21 protein-coding genes are annotated in these 18,799 nt (G+C 38.2%); 6 read left to right on the top strand and 15 right to left on the bottom strand.

The features are described 5' to 3' along the window. Positions 1-47 precede the first annotated feature (47 nt). Together AC3WR0_RS05845 and AC3WR0_RS05840 are read right to left on the bottom strand one after the other, a co-directional pair. A complete protein-coding gene (locus AC3WR0_RS05845; RefSeq protein WP_492551421.1) occupies positions 48-1,355 on the bottom strand; it encodes an ammonium transporter in 1,308 nt (435 codons plus the stop codon). A gap of 4 nt (positions 1,356-1,359) precedes the next feature. Further along, positions 1,360-1,719: a P-II family nitrogen regulator gene (locus tag AC3WR0_RS05840; protein WP_166029771.1), complete on the bottom strand. Its 360-nt coding sequence runs from the start codon at positions 1,717-1,719 to the stop codon at positions 1,360-1,362. Positions 1,720-1,918: 199 nt separating this feature from the next. On the opposite strand from AC3WR0_RS05840, the gene AC3WR0_RS05835 reads away from it, so the two are divergent. Beyond that, complete coding sequence (locus tag AC3WR0_RS05835) at positions 1,919-2,311, top strand: hypothetical protein (protein WP_492551420.1); 393 nt, start codon at positions 1,919-1,921, stop codon at positions 2,309-2,311. 35 nt (positions 2,312-2,346) lie between these two features. On the opposite strand, the gene AC3WR0_RS05830 is transcribed toward AC3WR0_RS05835, so the two are convergent. The 5 genes from AC3WR0_RS05830 to AC3WR0_RS05810 all read right to left on the bottom strand — a co-directional run bounded on the left by AC3WR0_RS05830 (position 2,347) and on the right by AC3WR0_RS05810 (position 7,296). Then, on the bottom strand, positions 2,347-3,147 hold the full coding sequence (locus tag AC3WR0_RS05830; RefSeq protein WP_492551419.1) for an alpha/beta hydrolase family protein: 801 nt from the start codon (positions 3,145-3,147) through the stop codon (positions 2,347-2,349). A gap of 240 nt (positions 3,148-3,387) precedes the next feature. Next, a complete protein-coding gene (locus AC3WR0_RS05825) occupies positions 3,388-4,284 on the bottom strand; it encodes an alkaline phosphatase family protein (RefSeq protein WP_492551565.1) in 897 nt (298 codons plus the stop codon). A gap of 226 nt (positions 4,285-4,510) precedes the next feature. Continuing rightward, positions 4,511-5,395, bottom strand: a complete 885-nt coding sequence (locus AC3WR0_RS05820) for a LysR family transcriptional regulator (protein WP_492551418.1) — start codon at positions 5,393-5,395, stop codon at positions 4,511-4,513. 230 nt (positions 5,396-5,625) lie between these two features. Further along, a complete protein-coding gene (locus AC3WR0_RS05815) occupies positions 5,626-6,225 on the bottom strand; it encodes an MEDS domain-containing protein (RefSeq protein WP_492551417.1) in 600 nt (199 codons plus the stop codon). A gap of 138 nt (positions 6,226-6,363) precedes the next feature. Continuing rightward, a complete protein-coding gene (locus tag AC3WR0_RS05810; RefSeq protein WP_492551416.1) occupies positions 6,364-7,296 on the bottom strand; it encodes a S66 peptidase family protein in 933 nt (310 codons plus the stop codon). Positions 7,297-7,493: 197 nt separating this feature from the next. Between AC3WR0_RS05810 and AC3WR0_RS05805 the strand changes: the two genes are divergently transcribed. Further along, on the top strand, positions 7,494-7,982 hold the full coding sequence (locus tag AC3WR0_RS05805; RefSeq protein ID WP_492551415.1) for a J domain-containing protein: 489 nt from the start codon (positions 7,494-7,496) through the stop codon (positions 7,980-7,982). 28 nt (positions 7,983-8,010) lie between these two features. Here the strand turns inward: AC3WR0_RS05805 and AC3WR0_RS05800 are convergent, their stop codons facing one another. The 6 genes from AC3WR0_RS05800 to AC3WR0_RS05775 all read right to left on the bottom strand — a co-directional run bounded on the left by AC3WR0_RS05800 (position 8,011) and on the right by AC3WR0_RS05775 (position 13,179). Continuing rightward, a complete protein-coding gene (locus AC3WR0_RS05800; RefSeq protein ID WP_492551414.1) occupies positions 8,011-8,226 on the bottom strand; it encodes a hypothetical protein in 216 nt (71 codons plus the stop codon). Between the two features lie 57 nt (positions 8,227-8,283). After that, positions 8,284-8,991, bottom strand: coding sequence for a chitin disaccharide deacetylase (chbG, locus tag AC3WR0_RS05795; protein WP_492551413.1), 708 nt, complete (start codon positions 8,989-8,991; stop codon positions 8,284-8,286). Between the two features lie 246 nt (positions 8,992-9,237). Beyond that, the gene (locus tag AC3WR0_RS05790; RefSeq protein WP_492551564.1) at positions 9,238-10,014 is read right to left on the bottom strand and encodes a Cof-type HAD-IIB family hydrolase; all 777 of its coding nucleotides are present in this window, start codon (positions 10,012-10,014) and stop codon (positions 9,238-9,240) included. Between the two features lie 75 nt (positions 10,015-10,089). After that, the gene (locus AC3WR0_RS05785) at positions 10,090-11,424 is read right to left on the bottom strand and encodes a 6-phospho-beta-glucosidase (protein WP_492551412.1); all 1,335 of its coding nucleotides are present in this window, start codon (positions 11,422-11,424) and stop codon (positions 10,090-10,092) included. A 106-nt stretch (positions 11,425-11,530) separates the two neighbouring features. Continuing rightward, positions 11,531-12,868 (bottom strand): PTS sugar transporter subunit IIC, encoded by a 1,338-nt coding sequence (locus tag AC3WR0_RS05780; RefSeq protein WP_492551411.1) that lies wholly within the window; start codon positions 12,866-12,868, stop codon positions 11,531-11,533. A 5-nt stretch (positions 12,869-12,873) separates the two neighbouring features. After that, on the bottom strand, positions 12,874-13,179 hold the full coding sequence (locus AC3WR0_RS05775; RefSeq protein ID WP_027319708.1) for a PTS sugar transporter subunit IIB: 306 nt from the start codon (positions 13,177-13,179) through the stop codon (positions 12,874-12,876). Between the two features lie 280 nt (positions 13,180-13,459). On the opposite strand from AC3WR0_RS05775, the gene AC3WR0_RS05770 reads away from it, so the two are divergent. Then, positions 13,460-14,191: a GntR family transcriptional regulator gene (locus AC3WR0_RS05770; protein WP_492551410.1), complete on the top strand. Its 732-nt coding sequence runs from the start codon at positions 13,460-13,462 to the stop codon at positions 14,189-14,191. Between the two features lie 53 nt (positions 14,192-14,244). Here the strand turns inward: AC3WR0_RS05770 and AC3WR0_RS05765 are convergent, their stop codons facing one another. Next, on the bottom strand, positions 14,245-14,475 hold the full coding sequence (locus AC3WR0_RS05765) for a hypothetical protein (RefSeq protein WP_492551409.1): 231 nt from the start codon (positions 14,473-14,475) through the stop codon (positions 14,245-14,247). A 343-nt stretch (positions 14,476-14,818) separates the two neighbouring features. Then, positions 14,819-15,067 carry a hypothetical protein gene (locus AC3WR0_RS05760; RefSeq protein ID WP_492551408.1) on the bottom strand — a complete coding sequence of 83 codons (249 nt, stop codon included), beginning with the start codon at positions 15,065-15,067 and terminating at the stop codon, positions 14,819-14,821. 248 nt (positions 15,068-15,315) lie between these two features. Here AC3WR0_RS05760 and AC3WR0_RS05755 point away from each other — a divergent pair, with 248 nt between their 5' ends. From AC3WR0_RS05755 to AC3WR0_RS05745, 3 genes are all read left to right on the top strand, one after another. Next, complete coding sequence (locus tag AC3WR0_RS05755; RefSeq protein WP_492551407.1) at positions 15,316-15,531, top strand: hypothetical protein; 216 nt, start codon at positions 15,316-15,318, stop codon at positions 15,529-15,531. A 146-nt stretch (positions 15,532-15,677) separates the two neighbouring features. Continuing rightward, positions 15,678-16,307, top strand: a complete 630-nt coding sequence (locus tag AC3WR0_RS05750) for a TetR/AcrR family transcriptional regulator (protein WP_492551406.1) — start codon at positions 15,678-15,680, stop codon at positions 16,305-16,307. Between the two features lie 149 nt (positions 16,308-16,456). Then, a complete protein-coding gene (locus tag AC3WR0_RS05745) occupies positions 16,457-18,661 on the top strand; it encodes an MMPL family transporter (protein WP_492551405.1) in 2,205 nt (734 codons plus the stop codon). Positions 18,662-18,799 lie beyond the last annotated feature (138 nt).

Raw genomic sequence — 18,799 nt, 5'->3', positions numbered from 1 at the left:
ACGAGCGGAATGAATAAAAAGCACCCCAATCATGAGATGCTGGAATATCAAAAATCTCTTCTGACTTTTTCTTTTGGTGCTGCAACTGTGATGCCAGTAGTTTCTTCAAAATTATATAAGCTTGTTGGGAGATCAGTAAATCGCTCTAATTCATTATATGCTGGAATCCCGTGGTAAGACATATCCAAACCTTCTTCTTCTTCCCGGGCGCTGGCACGGAAACCGACAGTCATCTCACAAACCTTTGCCATAAATGATCCTCCAAGTAATCCCCAAATGATTACTACTGCTGCACCTAATAATTGGATATACAAAAGATGCCCATTTCCTGTGGTTAATAGGCCTTCTGATTTATCGAAAAGTCCCACAGCGATGGTTCCAAAAACTCCATTGAATCCATGGACTGCTACTGCACCCACGGGATCATCAACCTTTAAATTATCTACTAACAAGGTAGCGTATATGACAATCAGGCCACTGATTACCCCGATTGCAATCGCACTCCATTGGGAAACAAAAGCACAACCGGCTGTAACTGCCACAAGTCCGGATAAAACGCCGTTGATAGTCATACTCGGATCTGCTTTGCCAAATTTCTTCATTGTTAAAAATAAAGCAGAGGTTCCGCCCGCTGCCCCGGCAAGCATTGTATTTATTGCTATAGATGCCAAGGAAGAATTGGAAGCATCAAGGGTGCTTCCTGCATTAAAAGCAAACCAGCCAAACCATAGAATAAATGCACCAGCTGAGGCAAGTGGTATATTACTCGGTGCAAATACATTCGCACTTCCATCCGAATTAAATCTTCCCTTACGCGGGCCCAACAGTTTTGCCATCGAAAAGGCTGTAAACCCTCCCAGTGCATGTATGGCAGCAGACCCGGCAAAGTCTTTCATTCCAAGCTTTGCGAGCCAGCCATGTTCATTCCAAATCCAATGTCCAGAAAGAGGATAAATGATTATACAAATTAATAATGCAGACACTAAATATGCTTTAAAATTCATCCGTTCCGCAACCGCTCCGGAAACAATGGAAATGCATGCTACTGCGAAACCCATCTGGAATAATACAAACGCGGGACTCGGCAGCTGCATGGCAAGAACGATAGATTCTGGATGGCCAAATAAAGTTGTCCCTACCATGCCAAACGCATCTTTCCCGAACATTACGGCAAAACCAATCATCCAAAAAGCTAACGCACCAACCGTTAAATCTACAAAAATTTTCATAATGACATTAACAGCATTTTTTGTTCTCACAAATCCAGCTTCTAATAAACTAAATCCGCCCTCCATAAATAGAATCATTGCGGCAGCCAAAACAACCCAAATCGTATTTAAAAACTCTAGTTTCATGCTGTCAATCCTCCTGATTCGCTAAATCGTCAATATCAAAATCTGGCTGCCCTGTTCGAATGTTATATGCCTCCAGTATTGGATAAACATAAATTTTTCCGTCTCCGTCTTCGCCTGTCTGAGCGGCATTAAAAATCGTTTTGATGGTTGGCTCAACCATATAATCCGAAAGGATAATTTCTAATTTAACCTTCGGATGAAGTGTTACCTGATAATTTTTCCCGCGATATACTCCCTGTGTATCCTTCTGTTTTCCTCTTCCAACTACCTGAGAAACAGTAAAACCTGTAATTCCTATTTTCTTTAAATCTTTGATTGTCTCCGTAAGTCTTTCTGGTCTAATAATGGCATCTATTTTTTTCATCCGAACCACCTCATGTAAGGTTTTCTAACATCATTTGTTAAAGGATATAACATGCTGTACTTGTTCGTCAACTATCAATCCTTTATTAGTTGGTTTAAACAAGCGTAATTACTAGTTGAAAAGTGTTACAAAAGTCCAACCTGAAAATAAAAATCATCATAACTTGTTTATAGAGATGTTTATATACGGGGTGAATAGGATGTCTATTGGGGAAAATGAAGAAAAGACAGAAAGGCAAATCGATCCGATGGCTAAATTTTTGTTCGGAGGCAGAAGGTTCCAAGAGGTTAATCAAGAGGTTAATCGTGAGGAAAATCAAGAAGAAAACTTTGACTCAAACCATTCTGAACGCAAGAACTTCAGATGGCAGCAAAGACCTTTTTCGCGGCAAAGGAATCCAGGCAATGATTGGCTTCTAGGAGGCAGAAATCAAAGGAGCCAGCCCAGGAATGAAATAGAAAAAGTGCTTAACCAGGTCGATTATGAATTACTTATGGAAACTATTGATTCCTGTTATAACTCCTACGAGCAAATAAAACCCTTGGTTTTTCCATATTTACAAAAGTTTATAGGTAAGTTTAAACAAAAATAAAGAGAGAACTCCGGCGGGTTCTCTCAATGTTGTTATCATAAATTTTGCTCAAGCCACTTCAGTAATGTTAAGGTCAGTTCTTTACGTACATTTGTATAGAGATGCTCTGTATCAAAAGTTTTAGTTAGAAGGTGTTTTGCGTTTGCTTTTTCGAGCATGTCCACCAAAGGATCATGAAAATATTCCTTTGGCAGTTCTTTATCATGGGTGGCAGCAGTTAAAAGCAGCCTTCTGTTGGCTAACTCCGGTGCGAACAGGAAGGTATTCCACTTTTCACTGTTATCGCGAACTTCCTCAACAATGATTTCCGGCGTACTGCCATTAAGAAAAAATGTTCCTTCTTCTAACATAGCATATAGCTTGTCTTCTATTGCTGGATTTTGATCCATCATTTGTACAAACAAGGCAAAATTGGCTCCTGACATAGAGACAATTGTTTTTATGGAAGGATCGAGCGAGGCCGTTTTTAGAGCTAAAAACCCTCCAAAACTATGCCCTATCAGAGCTATCCGATTCACATCTACTCGATTTTCTATAGCCACATCATCTTGTTTTATGTATTTAATGGTGGCGAAAACATCCTCAAGTGAATTTGTAAAAGAGAAATCCCCCTTGCTTCCCCAAGCTCCACGGTAATTAATCACCAATACATTCCATCCACTTTGATGAAGAGATGTGGCAATATCAAAATTCATTACAACTCCAGGGAAACCATGAAGCATGATTATTGTAGCGTGCGGTCCTTCTCCTGCTGCAATATACATACGGCCGGCAATCGTATCCTCTCCACTTGGAATTCTTAATAAGACTAATTTTCCTGAAGTATCGCTAACCATTCCTCTCCACTCCAATCTCATCTGCGTACCTTATCCTTTTTAAAACCTTCTATAAAAAGGCTATTTCTCCTGCAAACAAATTGACTTAGGGGAATAGTCTTCTTCATCAATAACCATTTGTGAGGAATAATTGTGTCCGTTAACCGCCCTCTATAGAACAGAAAAACTTTGTCTGTCCGAAAAATAAACTCTATAGGACAGAAAATTTTAGAGAAAAAATTCAAATGCCCTTAATCCATTTTAATCTATCCAAATCTGCGTAATCGGATGGGCGTTTTTGCTGGCTCCTGCATGAGATAATCCATATATGTCTTCAATCGTTCTTAAAAGGTCAAAGTGATCTTTTTCTTCATTATAACTCCCTTTTTTTATCATTGGTCCCACCAAAAAAGTAGGAATCTTGTTTCCTTGAGACTTATCGTCTTCATCCCATGTAACAATTAATAGACTGTTATTCTTTTCCGTCCATTTTACATAAGAATCAAGATGAAGCTTTAGCCAATTATCGGCCTGACGTATGGTTCCATCGTGCATATCGTTTCTTAGAGTCGGAATCACAAAAGATACGGTTGGCAGCTTATTAAAATCAGATGGAAAGTTATTTAAAGGCTGGTTGGCGCTTTTCGGAACATTTGTGAAGTTGACCCAAGGATTATGCTTGCGGGCATATCCACTTGGATCATTTGTTGACGGTCCATTAAATCCAACGGATGGCATTCCTTCCGAATACCCTTTAAACGTTAAATTCTTGTCCGCCAGTTCACTAGCAAGATTGGGTGCAGTAAATGTTTTTCTAGGAACCCTATCACCAGTTACACCCTGATTCGATCCTGAAAATAAATCAATATAATTTGGCTGGCTTGGGTGCTCAATTGCGTGGTAATTCGTTAAATTTGCTCCCTTTTTCATCAAGGAATTCATATAGGGTGCAGAAGGATTTCCCGCTATTTCCTTATGAGAATGGTTTTCCTCAACCACAATGACAATATGATTGATTTGTGGAAGGCTGTCCGTTACCTGATTCTGAGCTTTTTCTGCTTTTTTGACTATTTTTTTAGACTGTTCTTTTGAACAAGCTGATAAAAGGAATAATAATGCTGCTAAAAGGATTAAGATGTTCTTTTTCAAAAGAAGCACCTGCTTTCTTGGGATCATGTATCAAGAATAATATTACCCATAAAAATACTTCAATAACAAAAAAAGCAGGATACCTGCTTCTGAAATTTGTTAATTACTTTCAGCTAAAGCCTTCATGTTACGTTGTACGAATACCTATTTATAACTTCGATGCATTTAGCATGCGGGAAAATCCGATACTTTCTGCCAAGTCTGCTATTTGTAAAATGCATGTTTTTTTATCGAATCATTCATTTTGTCTATCGTTCATATAGCGAAGAAATTCTCTCGTGATATAGGAAACATATCTGTCCTTTTTTAAAATAACTCCTAGTTCCCAAGGGATAACTGGATTTGTTATTTTAATCGCTTTAACGGTTTCATGGTTGATCTTTTTTTCAATAGGCTGAGGAAGAATGGCAACACCAATGTTTTGTTCGACCAAGGCGACGATAAAATCCCATTGTGAGCTCTCATAAGAAACATTTGGAGTAAAACCTGCTTTTATACATTCTTCAATAATTTTGTCATGAAGCATAAATGCCTCATTAAATAAAATAAAGGACTCCTCATGTGTCCTTTCCAGGGATATCTCGGTTTGTGATGCAATTGGATGAGTGCTGTGAACGAACAGCTGCATTTCTTCTGAAACGAAAGGAATAACATTAAATCTATCCGCTTCCACCGGTAAAACCACAACGCCTAAATCGATTTCCCCGTCCTCTACCAGCGCTTTAACCTTATTTGCCCCTACCTCTATTAATTGAATGGTAACTCCAGGATATAAATCCTGAAATCCCTTGATGATTTCCGGGAAAAATAAAACGCCTATGAGAGGTGGTATGCCAATTTTGATTTTCCCCTTCTTCAAATTCATCAGGTCATACAGCAGCAATGACACTTCATCAATCGATGCTAGTATTTTTTGACCCTGTTCAAAAACGATCTCACCGGCATCTGTCAGTTCGATTTTTCTGGAGGATCGGTCAATGAGTTCTACCTCCAGCTCATCCTCCAGACTTTTAACCATCTTACTTAAGGTTGGCTGTGTTAAATGTAGAATGTTAGAGGCCTTTGTAAAATTCTTTTGCTTTGCTACTTCCACAAAGTAGCTTAATTGTTTTATGTCCATATAGTTAACCTCACTATAGTCATCATGCATAGTTGAAATAAGAATAATTCATTTTAACTATAGTTTTAACGATAATCAAGGATAGTTAAGCGGAAAAACATCCCAGAAAAATAAAAAACTCGCCCTAAGGCGAGGAGTATAATTTGGGTGGAAAAAAGTTTGTTGCTAGGATTAGAATATTTTCCCCCCAAAAACCTGGTGGCAGTTCAAGATTTATTCTTGATAAACCGTTATAAGAACATTTTCTTATTGTCGCCATTAGATGATGAAGAATTCTCAGTTATCGGATTGATATCATTGTCTGTCATAAAAAACGCGTGGTGTTTCATTAACTTCTCTTTAAGGTTATCCGAAACTCGCTCTGCATTGTAAGCACAAACGGTAATTATTTTTATATTACTTACAATTTTATTCACTTCATTTTCAAATTCCTCTAGTGTGGTTTCAAAATCTTTGGGATCTCCCCATTCGACATGTCCCCATGTTCGGACAGGCTTGTTTTTTTCCAAATAAGGATTAACGATTTCGGAAAAATAGGACAAAATGGTTTGGGGATAAAAATTGTTATTTAGCCAATAAAATTTAAGGTTATTAAAAAAACGTATTTTTTTAAGTTGTTCCTTCGTTAACTTCAATTCCAGTCTTTTATAAATAAGTGGATAAATTCTCTCGTTTTCAATCATTATTATAATATCTTCCTGTTTAATTCCGGAAAGAATGTAAGAAACAGCATTTTGTATATAACTTTCCAACTCACAAGAATAATAGAATACATGAACGCCTTTCGACTGCTTCAAATGATTAGAAAGTTGAGAAATTTTTTTATCCAAAATTGCCATTCTCCTTTATACTACTGGATAAAGTAAATGTATAAATTTAATATAAATTTAGTTTACTATTACGAAAAAAATTATAAAATCTTTGTTTTATTTAGGTGCTTCCCTGGTGAAGGAATGCCAAGAAAATCTTCATTCACTTGGCCAGCTGACAGCAGGTTCAAGGAGGGTTATTCTGTTATTTATAGTATCAAGATTAACTGTTGCACCAATAGGAATAGTTGCTTTATAGATACCATGTGAGGTAGTTAAGTTTTTTATTAAAGGCTTACCCAACGGTACTAACATTTCGTTAATGATATCATCCCAGCTTTTTCCGTAAGCTTCAGCACAGTAAGTACATTCACCAAGTATAATACCAATGCAATCTCTAAATTTCCCGGCGGATTTTAGATGATTTAAATACCGGTAAACTGTATTTATGGGTTCCGTTTTTTCTTCCAAAAGAAGAATCTTGCCTCGGGTATCAATCTCAAACGGTGTTCCTAAACTGTCTACAATAGAAGTTAAATTACCTCCCACGATCCTTCCTGTCACGTTTCCCGAAACTAGGCTGATGAGTGGAATATTCGGTGGATTTACGATTTGTCTTGGTGAAGTAAATGTAGAAACAGCCGAATAGAAGGAAGTGTAGTTATATGGAGGTGTTGATGGAAGAAAATCTTCAAGCATTAAACCTAAAAAAGTGATCATTCCGGTAAACTGGTACAGAACATTTAAAACAATGGAAATATCGCTATAACCAGAAACGATTTTTGGGTTACTTGCAATAATCGGATAATCTAAAAATGGCAAAATCCCCAATGATCCTGTTCCTCCACGGACAGATAAAATCATTTTGACACTAGGATCCATGAACATGCTCATTAAGTCAGATGCCCTTTGCTGGTCAGACCCTGCCAAAAATCCGTTTTGTGCATAAACGTAATTTCCCACTGCCACATTAAAACCGCTATTTTGAAGATTAGCGATGGCCTGATTAATTTTTTCCGCCGGATACGGACTAGCTAGAGATACAACGCCAACGGTATCTCCCTGCAGTAATGTAGGTGGACGTGTTGCCATACTTGTTCCTCCTAAGTATAGGTTCCCCCTTTATCTATATGTACCATTGGGCGTTTTGGATTCTTATTTAGTTTTGTTTTTTGATTGAAATCCTTGTAAACAGACTTTAACTTTGTTGTTCTTTTTCTGAAAAGAATCAATGCTATGATGGTTAATGTGCAAATATAATCTGCTTTATATAAAGAGAGTGACAATAAATGCTGAATTTAAAAGAAGCTGCTGAACAATTAACTTTGGCTGGTATTGCCGCCAGTGATGAAGAAGTAATGAGGTGGATTGGGGAAGGAAAAATAAAAGCCGATATATATCAAACTAGAAAAGTAACTTATAAGATCAGTTTAAAGGATCTTACTGAGTTTATTTTAAAACAAAAAACATCGCAGTTTGCTTCTCGATTAGAAGCTTCAATACGGGAAAACCAAAGACTTGATGAAGAGATCCAGCTTTTAAAAACGCGAATACATATTGAACAATCAAAAGTTCGCACTCTAAAAAAATTACTAAACACACAAATTGAAAATAGCGGTCCCAGCTCAATCGGTGAATTCCTTGGATTAAAACAACCCGGAAACAGTCAAATAATGAAGAAAGAATTTAAAAAGCTGCTAAAAGCACTTCATCCAGACCGTGGCGGTGACGAAAGGCTTTTTAAAGTGTTTAATGAACACTATGAAAACCTAAAATAAAATGACCTCTTAGAGGTCTTTTTTAACATCATTCTATTCTTGCAAGCCCTAAGCTGTAGTGGGTTCCTAAAATTTTTTCAATTTTATCTGCACTTTCTTTCTCACATTTTACTAGTAAAACTACGTCGATTATATGCTTTCTAATTCTTTTCTTGTTGGTTGTCTTTTTAAAAAAATAATCTACTGCAAGCCCAATAAGGGTTCCTGCTACTAATCCAATGGATGCCCAAATGATTGGCCCCAATATAGAACAAACCCATTTAAAAAACCGCATCGGTTAAAGATGCGGTTTCTACTCTTTTTAAAGTAAAGAAATGTTTTCAGGTAATTTTAAGGATGTCAAAATTTCAAGTTCATCCAGGCGGGGTTTAGCGTAGGAAGAACGGCTTAGTAAGGTATTGTCCAAATAAGCTGGATGAGACATAACTTCTACTGTTATTCCATCTGCCACTTTTTCAGAAAGAGATGTGAAAAAGTCCGCTTTGACTCCGTCACCATAGAACTCCGATAAGGATATATCCGAGAAAGGATTAACCCCCTCTAGGGCCTTGTCTCCATTTACTCTAACTGGTAAATCATATTTGTTTGAAAGCTTTTGGACGACTGGGAGAAATTTCTCTAATGTATGTACGTGATGATGACTGTCAAAATGGGTTGGTGTTAGGCCTGATTTAAGAAACTTTTCTATTTGAGCCGTCCATTCTCTTTCAAGCTCATCTAAAGAAATGTCTTTATAATCATTTAAATAAGATTGCGAATGAAAGTTTCCTTTTTCATCAACCAGAGAAGGAACATCCTGCAATAATGGTTTACCTGCCGTAAGCACTAAATGGATGCCGACAGAAAGGCTGGGATTACTTTTAGCCAAAGAAATTGCATGTTCTGTGCCTTGCATGTTCATCATCATCGTTGTTGAATTCACGATGCCGTATAAATGGCTGTCTACTATTCCATGGTTAACCCCATGGCATAAACCAAAATCATCTGCGTTTACGATTAGCTTTATCATTTTTGTGCTCCTTTTATGAAAGAATATGAAACTATTTTTTTTATGCCTGCGCACAAATTCTTTTGTTTTCCCTTACGTTCTTTAAACGAGTTTCGGTCACTAAATGTGTCCTGATTTACCTCTTTTGGATTTGAAGATGGGTTTAAGGTCCCTAAATATGTTACTCCATTGCTCCTTAGGGCAGGTATGAGTTCACCATTTGGTTTGGTCGTAACCATTTTTGCTGGATAGATCCCCTTTTTTGGTTTATAACAAGTCAAGCATTTCTAATCCGTGCCAGATTCCATCGTCATTGATGTCTTTTGTCACATAGTTGGCTGATTGCTTAACCAGTTCTGGTGCATTTCCCATTGCTACACCATTCCCTACGAACTCCAGCATTTCAATATCATTCAATCCATCACCAAAAGCACAAACGGCTTCTTTTTCAAACCCTAGATGGTTAATAACCGCTTCTATCCCTTTCGCTTTCGATCCTCCGGATGGAAGCACGTCGGACACAAAAGGGTGCCAGCGGATGAAATTTAACTCACCCAATAAGGAGGAATAATGGTGATTCTCCTCTTCATAACAAAATAACAAAGCCTGGTAGATCTCCCTATTTTTAAAATAGTGACGATCAAACAATAGCGGGTGCTCTATTGTTATAGGTGATAAAATTTCTTCAGCATTTTTATGCCGTTCGAACATCATGCTCATATTGTCCTGATCGACAAACACCAGGGGATGATTATTCTTAAAGGCATTTTGATACAGCAGGTTCAATGTTTTTTTGCTTAAGGGATTTTTAAAAAGCACATCTCCATTATGAACAGCGTATTGACCATTCAGGCTTATAAAAGTATGAATGTCCAGCTCATCACGAAGTTTTTTAAACATAAATGGAGCACGTCCCGTCGCAAATGCTACCTCATGCCCTTGTTCCTTAAGCTTTCTAATGGCACTTTTCGCCGTGGCTGGGAGCTGCTGATCCTGATCAATGAGCGTACCATCAATATCAAAAAATATTAATCTTTTATCCAGAAGGCTCCCTCCCTTGCCTAAACAGAAAAAACTTAAAGGAAGTCCTCGAAAGGTGCTTCCCTTAAGTAACTTCTATTATTGGTTGCTGTATTCCGGCATACTGAACTGAGGAAGAAACTCTTTGTGTGCTTCCAGCATTTCATCGAGAATAACTTTAGCAACTCTGTCACTTGGTACAAGCGGGTTGATGGTCATTGCCAATAAAGCGGTATTGTAATCACCTGTTACGGCAGCTTCAATTGCTACTCGTTCAAATGACTTGATTTGCTGAACAAGCCCGTTAACTGAAACAGGAAGTTCGCCCATTGCGATTGGTTTAGGGCCATCTTTTGTAATGACACAGCTTATTTCCACTGCGGATTCAAATGGCAGATTGGCAATTGCGCCCCTATTCATAGTATTAACTGCCTGAATATCCTTTTTGTCAGTATACATAGAATGGATAAGTCTTACTGCTGCATCGCTGTAATAAGCGCCCCCGCGTTTTTCTAACTGTGGAGGCTTGATTGATAGATTCGGATCTTTATATAACTCGAACAATTCATCTTCAAGCTTTTGAACTACCTGTGCTCTAGTGCCGCCTTCTTCGTAGTTTTTCAGCTCTTTTTTCAGCATGTCACCGGACTTGTAATAATAGTTATGGTACGGGCAGGTCATAACATTTAATGCCTGTAGAAATTCAGGCTCCCAGCCCATTGCTTCTATATTTTTCATGGTGATGCTTTTTTCCCTGTCGGAAATTAAGTCTATAACTTTGTCCTTAACAGAAACACCATCAACATAGACATCCAAGCCATAAACCATATGGTTTAATCCTGCAAAATCAATTCTTACTCGGCTATGTTCAACATCAAGGAGTTTTGCGACGCCCATCTCCATTCCAATCGGAACATTGCAAAGGCCTACTACTTTTTTGATGCCGCTATGTCTTAGTACCGCTTCTGTCACCATGCCTGCAGGATTCGTAAAGTTAATTAACCATGCATTCGGGCAAAGCTCTTCCATATCACGGCAAATGTCCAAGATGACAGGTATCGTACGAAGGGCCTTAAACAATCCGCCAGGTCCATTGGTTTCCTGTCCAAGAACACCATGCTTTAATGGAATACCTTCATCCTTAGCTCTTGCATCCAGCAAACCAACACGGAATTGAGTTGTAACATAGTCAGCATCCTGCAAAGCCTGTCTTCTGTCGAGTGACAAATGTATATCGATTGATACACCGGCTTTTTCAACCATTCTTTTAGCAAGTCCGCCAACGATTTCAAGCTTTTCTTTTCCAGCTTCAACGTCCACCAGCCATATTTCACTTACTGGCAGCTCATCATAATATTTTATGAAGCCTTCGATTAACTCAGGAGTATAGCTTGATCCCCCGCCAATTGTTACGATTTTTATTCCTGTCTTCATTCTGTTCACCTCTGTATGATTTTAAGAAAAAACAGCAGCTCAGGTCATCTGCCCCTGAGCATGATAAAAAGCTGATTTAATTCATCTCTCTATTTTTTTAAGACTATTAAACACTAAAAGTATCATTTGATTTTGGTACAGTTTGTGTCTGCTGTCTCTTCGCTTCCATGCGGCCCTGCAGGATAACAAACGGGATGTAAATAGCAATTGAAATTCCGAAGTTCACCAATGATAAGATCGCACCTGAAATATGTCCGCCCGTAGCCAGCCAGCCGCCTATTCCGACTGGTGTTACCCAAGGAATATTAGCAACCACCGGGTATACTAAGTGAGTTTGAATAGCAAGGTATGAAACAGTTGTCAAGATAACGGGTGTTGCAATAAAAGGTATTAGGAAAAGCGGATTGAGTACAATCGGTACACCGAAAATAACAGGTTCATTGATCTGAAATAGTCCTGGAGGTGCAGCGATCGCAACCAATTGCTTCTGACGTTTTCTGGCCATGAGCATAAAGGCAACAAGTAATCCCAGTGTAGCTCCAGAGCCTCCAAGGTTTACAAATGCATCAGCAAAGCTTCCTGCGTAAATATGGTATTTATCCATATCAGTTACATGATCTTTATATAGATTAATATTATCTGTCCCTAATTTTGTAAGAAGCGGTGTTTTGATTCCTTCAAGAATATTGTCACCGTGTAATCCAACCGACCAGAATAAATGAATCAATAAGGTAACTAAAATAGCAAATGGAAGTGAATCAACTGCCCCGCTTAAAGGCTCTACCAGAACTCGGCTTAACCAGTCATTGAAGTATTCTCCGCTTGTCATCATTCGGAAAACTAGTCCAATCAGACCCATGATGAATACGGTTCCCATGCCAGGAATCAGGCGGGCAAAGCTTCGTGCTACTGCTGGCGGTACACCATCAGGCAGTTTGATCTCAAGGCGTTTAACTCTTGAAAGGCGGGTGAAAATTTCTGTCGCAATAATAGCAATGATAATAGCGGTAAAAAGTGCAGTTGCGCCAAAATATTTGTTTTGCATTAATCCCCAAACAGGATCTTTAAGACCTTCTATTTTCGCAACCTGAGGTATTAAAACAAAAAAGCTTGCACCGGATACTAGCATAGCTTCAAAACCATCATCACCATACGATTTAGAAAGTTTATAAGCAATACCAAAAACCGCAAAAACACTCATAAATGCCATGGTACCCCACCAGATGTCGCCACCCAGCATGGTCCAATTTTCGCCGAAAATGGCTTTCATCATCGTACCGTAAGGTTTAATCAATTCCCCGATATTATTGAAAAGGACCGCGAAGGATCCAACCATGGTAATGGCCAGCATTCCTACAAAAGTGTCACGAATAGCAATAAGATGACGCTGACTTCCTAATCTAGCTGCATATGGCAAAATATATGTTTCTAGAAATTTCATCATATAGGTTATCTCCCCTTAAGCTCATAAGCTTGTTTTAATACAGCTTCCCCGTTGCAAAGACCATAATTAACAGGGTTAATCGAATCCACCGGAATTCCTTTACTATCTCCGACCGTTTTTAACTTTGGTAAAAGATAACGAACCTGTGGGCCCAAGAGCAGTACATCAGCTTTGTCGATATTCTCGTTTACTTCTGAATGTCCTACAGCCCAGATTTTGCAATCAATTCCTTGTGCTTTTGCGCTAGCTTCCATTTTCGTAACTAATAGACTTGTTGACATACCCGCGGAGCAGACTAATAAAATATTCATTTCATTTTCCTCCTGTCATTATTTGAAAGCGATTACAAAACTTTTGAAAAAAAACACATGATGACTTAGGTTATCTACTTTTGCAGCCAAACTGGAAAACTAGCACCTCCTAAAAAATAATTATGTATAGCTGGGCGAACCTTTAACCTTATTGTAATTACAATTCAGAATATTATCAATACATTTTTTAAAAGTTGTTATAACAAATTTTTAAAATGTAACTTATCAGTACAATTTCTTTCCTGTTTCTGCTAATCTATTTATATCAGGGGGTATTGCAATGATAGAGGAATTAAAGGACGGAAACGCCCTGCATCTGCAGGTAAAGGATGCAATTGTTCAATTAATCAAAGATGGAGAATACGAGCCGGATTCACAGCTGCCAACGGAGGCCGAGTTCTGTGATAAGTATGGGGTTAGCAGAACAACGGTAAGGACAGCACTCCAGCAATTAGTGACTGAAGGATATGTTTATAGAAAACGCGGCAGCGGCACCTTTGTTTCCGCCAATAAAGTAAAACAAGTTTTAACTACAACTGTTGAACGATTTACAGATCAAATAACAATGCAAGGCAAAAAACCCCTAATTAAAGTATTAGGGCTTAATGTCATTCCAGCAGATGACTTTCTTAGCGAACTATTAAATATTTCCGAAGGTGAACCAATTAATGTACTTGAAAGGATTCGCTATGTAAATGATGAGCCTCTTCAGTTTGAGATCGCCTACTTACCCTGGTATCAAACCCCGGGCTTAAATAGAAAAGAATGCGAAAAGTCCTTATATGAACTGCTAAATGTCCAATTTGGGCTAAAAGTAAGCAAGACAATAGAATCGCTGGAACTATTTAGTGCAGATGAAACCACTGCGGAGAAGCTCCAGATCGCTGCCGGGGATCCCTGCTTTGCTTTAGATACCCTTGCCTACTTAATTGATGGTTCCATCATTGAATATTCTAAAACGATTTTTAGAGGCGACATGGCTCATTTTGTCATCGAACGTAATTATGAATAAAAGCACAGGGGAATTTATCCTGCTGTGCTTTTTACTTTTTATCTTTATTAAAATCAGGTTTTATAACCCAATGTTCGGTAAGAATTTCCTTCAGGATATATAATACCTACTTTTCTCCTCCCCATTGCATTTTCAAAAATTAACATGCCATGCGGCAGATAATCAAATTCTCTGCCTTTGAAAATCAATCTTCTAGGACTATCATTTACATTTTCTATAATTGTATCAATTTCATTTTTATTGGTAATAACTTCTGTTCTGTGGTCCATAAAGGTAATAGTCAATTTATTACAATATCTTGTGGTTATGTACATAAACAAGATTGGAAAAAATATATTTTCTTAGCAGCTCTACTCCCTTAATGAAAAAAAGCGATGCTTCTTTTTGAAGCATCGCTTAGTTATTTGGCGGGAAAAAAGTGTCATCCCAGGGGTTTTTCTCAGAATGCTCATCACGTTTTTTTAAACTGGGTGAACTCATGAGGAACTTGAGCATGAAAAATAAGCCGGCGATTAAACAGACGATTCCTATTACGGCATATATCACAAAAACCAACCCCTTTTATTTTCAATTATACCATAAATTTACATATTGGACGGCATTCGTTTAAAAAATCTGGCAGTCCTATTAACCTAAAAAAAGATGCATACAAGCTGTAATTAGTAAAAAGATTCCCACTCCAATGTTAAAGTAAGACATTTGCAGTGGTTGTTTTTTATTTTTAGCGATCTCTGCTCCATTAAGAATCAGTAAAACTGCTGCAATTGAATAAATGAATGGGATTAAATCTTTCCTGGTGAAAAAGCTTACTGTTGACAGAATCAAACAAACAATAGCAAGAAAAATTCGTAACCAAGTAAGTTTTTTTGAGGCCATAATTCCTCTCCCCTTAATCTTTATTAGATTCCTCTATATTAAGTATAATCGATTACTAATTTCTATTTTATAAAATTTTAGTCTGGCTGCTTACATATGACATTAATTGCAATGGACAGTATATGAACTTTTTTCAAAAAATTTGGGACAAATAAATGTTCAATTTGTGAAAACAATCACAATATAGTAGAAACCTATTATACTCAAGGTGTCTTAGAAGAACGTTAACTTCGGAAGGAGCAATTATAATGGGTTTATTACTTGGTATTTTTATAGGATTGGTTTCAGGAGCAGTAATAGGAGCAGCTATTTCATTACCGGTAGGTTCAGCATTGGGGATTTTCATCGACAGGAGCTTTGGTGGCTGGTCTTTAGGAATTGAGTTTGTGTTAATTCTTTTGAGTATTTTAGTCATCTTTAAGTTCTTTAATATTCATTTAAGAAAAAGTAAAAAAGCTATATAAACCTTTAAGGTACAGACACGGTTCTGTACCTCTTTTCATTCTGTTTCATTCCAGCTTTGACTTGTTAAAATTCGATGGTTAATATAAGATTAACAGCCAAATAGGCTTTTAGTGCAGTGAGAACAAGTTTGAAAGGATTTTGCAGGATGAAACTTCATGAAACAGATGATCTTGGAGAAACAAGGAGAACAATTATTAAAACAGCACATAATTTGTTTATGGAAAGCGGATATCGCGCAGTTTCTACCAGGCAGATTGCGGATGCATGCGGATTGACTCAGCCTGCACTTTATCACCATTTTAAAAATAAAGAAACTTTATATATAGAAGTCATTTTAAACGAAATACATAAAACAAAAACCGGGCTTGAACGAATCATCAAGCGCCATAAGGATTTAAAGGAAAGACTAGTCGAAGTTGCTTACTTTATCTTAATTAATAAGCCTGAGGATATGAGCCAAATGTTCAGGGATATCCAGCAGGAATTATCAGAAGATGCAAGAAAGCTTATTTCCGATAGCTGGTTTAATGGATTTATTATCCCTATCTCTGAGATTTTTGCAAAAGGACTGGAGGCCGGCGAACTCCGGTCTCCTGGTGATTTTGGAACCGACCCGGTTAATTCAGCGTTCCTTCTTCTAAATTTATTAAGCCACTCCCCTTTTGAGGCGCGCAATGCAGCTCCACAGGATCAAAAAAAGGTATATGAAAAGCATGTAAATATGATTGTAAATGTTCTTTTATATGGGTTATCACCCAATCAAGAAAAAATATAATTTAATTATATTTTTTTGCCAGCCGCTTATCACTTGATAAATAGTTAATAACGCATTATGCTAAAAATATATTTGTATAAAAGGATTTTATTTATGTATTACTTATCACTTGATAAGTTAAAGGAGAGGGAAAAATAAAAAAAGGCTTCTTGGGAAAATACTCAAATTCTGTCGGTGGGAAACGGGGAAAATGGATTACTCTTGCCATCTGGATTGTGGTGGTAGGCTTGCTAAATACCATTTTTCCACAGGCAAACTCACAGGAGAATAATCTGGCAGCTAATTTAAAAAATAAGCAGCCTTCCGTTGCAGCTCAAGAGCTTGCGGAAAAAGAATTTCCTTCCGGAACAGGGAAACCCGCACTACTTACCTGGTATCACGGTACAGGAATAACCGATGAAGACTTAAAGGCCATTCAGGGCTTTGCTGAAAAAATAACCACAGACCCTATGCCCTATCAGACAGAGGCACCTCCATTTCATAAGCTGCCCCTGCCTGCACTAAAACAGCAGCTATCAAAGGATGGAACCACATTCATCTATCCAATTTTGTTTGATAAAAAGGCAAGCACGGAGGAATTGAATAAAAGTATTGATCAGTTAGATAAATTAGCAGCTTCCCAATTTGATAAAAATCCGTTAAAAGTCTCACTTTCAAATAAAGACAGTCTGCTGTTTAGAGTCACTGGCCCTGTTGGTATTGAAGTGGATGCCACAGCGCTTTTTTCACAGGGTGATTTTAAACTTCTGTTTGCAACTGTGCTTTTGGTTCTGGTTTTCCTTCTCGCTATCTATCGTTCCCCTATCCTGGCTTTGGTACCCTTAGTCGCAGTAGGATTTGCTTATGGGGTAATTAACCCAATACTTGGAGCTGCAGGTAAGGAAGGCTGGGTAACGTTTGATTCTCAAGGGCTTTCAATCATGACTGTTCTTCTTTTTGGAGCCGGAACCGATTATTGTTTATTCTTGATTGCTCGATTCAGAAGTGTTTTACAGGAAGAAGAAAGCAAAATGACTGCTTTAAAAAGTGCTTTGGGAGGTTCTTCCGGAGCAATTGCTATGAGTGGCCTGACGGTTGTGTTTTCATTATTAGCACTCCTTCTCGCTCATTATGGTTCTATTCAGCGCTTTGCGATTCCGTTTAGCTTATCCATCTTTATTATGATGATTGCCAGCTTAACTTTGGTCCCTGCTCTTCTGGGGATTTTCGGCAGGATTTCTTTTTTCCCTTTCATTCCAAGAACAGAGGAAATGATAAAAGAACGTGCCCTGCGCAAAGGAAAACCAGTTCCCGCTGCAAAGGCAAAGCACAAAATTGGCACTTTTTTAGGCGAGTTTATTTCTAAACATCCTAAAATGATTGCGATTATCACAACAGTCGTGTTAGGTGTTTTTGCTTTTTCGGCGAGCCAAATTTCCTATACCTTTGACACACTTTCCTCCTTTCCAAAGGATATGCCGTCAAGAGAAGGTTTCAAAATTATTTCAGATCATTTTACTCCGGGTCAGTTAGCACCTGTTCAGGTTATGATTGATACAGAAGGAAAAGAAGTAAACGCCGGGGAAAATTTGAAGGCACTCTCCTTTGTATCAAAGGTGTCAGAGCCGAAAACGGGAAAGAACAATAAGAACCTTTTATCCTATGACGTTGAACTTAAGGAAAATCCATACTCCAATAAGGTCATGGATCAGATACCAGCCATTAAAAAAGCAGCACAAGCGTCCCTCAAAGATGCCGGAAGTTCCACAAAAAATGTGTGGGTATCAGGCCAAACAGCACAACAATATGACACCAGGGAAACAACCCACCGAGATGAAAGTGTTGTAATACCCGTAATCATCGTAATGATTGCCGTTTTGTTGTTCATTTATCTGCGTTCGATTGTCGCCATGGTTTACCTGATAGCGACCGTGCTGCTATCCTTTTTCAGTGCACTTGGTTTGGGATGGATTGTCCTTCATTATCTGTTTGATGTACAGGCAATCCAGGGATTCATTCCTTTGTATGCCTTTGTCTTTATCGTGGCATTAGGCGAAGACTACAACATCTTTATGATTTCGAGCATCTGGAAAAAAGCCCGCCGGGTCCCTCTCGCAGAGGCAGTAAGAGATGGCGTTGCTGAAACAGGTTCAGTCATCACCTCTGCAGGTTTGATTCTGGCAGGAACCTTTGCTGTTCTGGCTACCCTTCCAATTCAAATCCTTGTCCAATTCGGAACCATCACAGCGCTTGGTGTTTTACTTGATACCTTTATTGTCCGTCCTTTTTTAGTACCGGCACTTACCGTTTGGATTGGCAAATATGCTTTCTGGCCAGCAAAGCAGGAACAGAAAACAGTTAATCAGGATATGTAAACAAACCCCCTCAGTAAACTGAGGGGGTTTGTTTTATTCCAGGTGATAAACTCTGCGTTCTTATAAGCCACTTCTCCAAGGCTTCTCCCCTTTTATTTTCTAAAAAGCCAACGGTAATTTTATCGTCTATACCTGGAT

The sequence above is a fragment of the Neobacillus sp. FW104-15D2 genome, assembly GCF_058790155.1.
The sequence above is the reverse complement of the archived record's forward strand: the minus strand, read 5'-3'. Positions and strand labels throughout refer to the sequence as shown.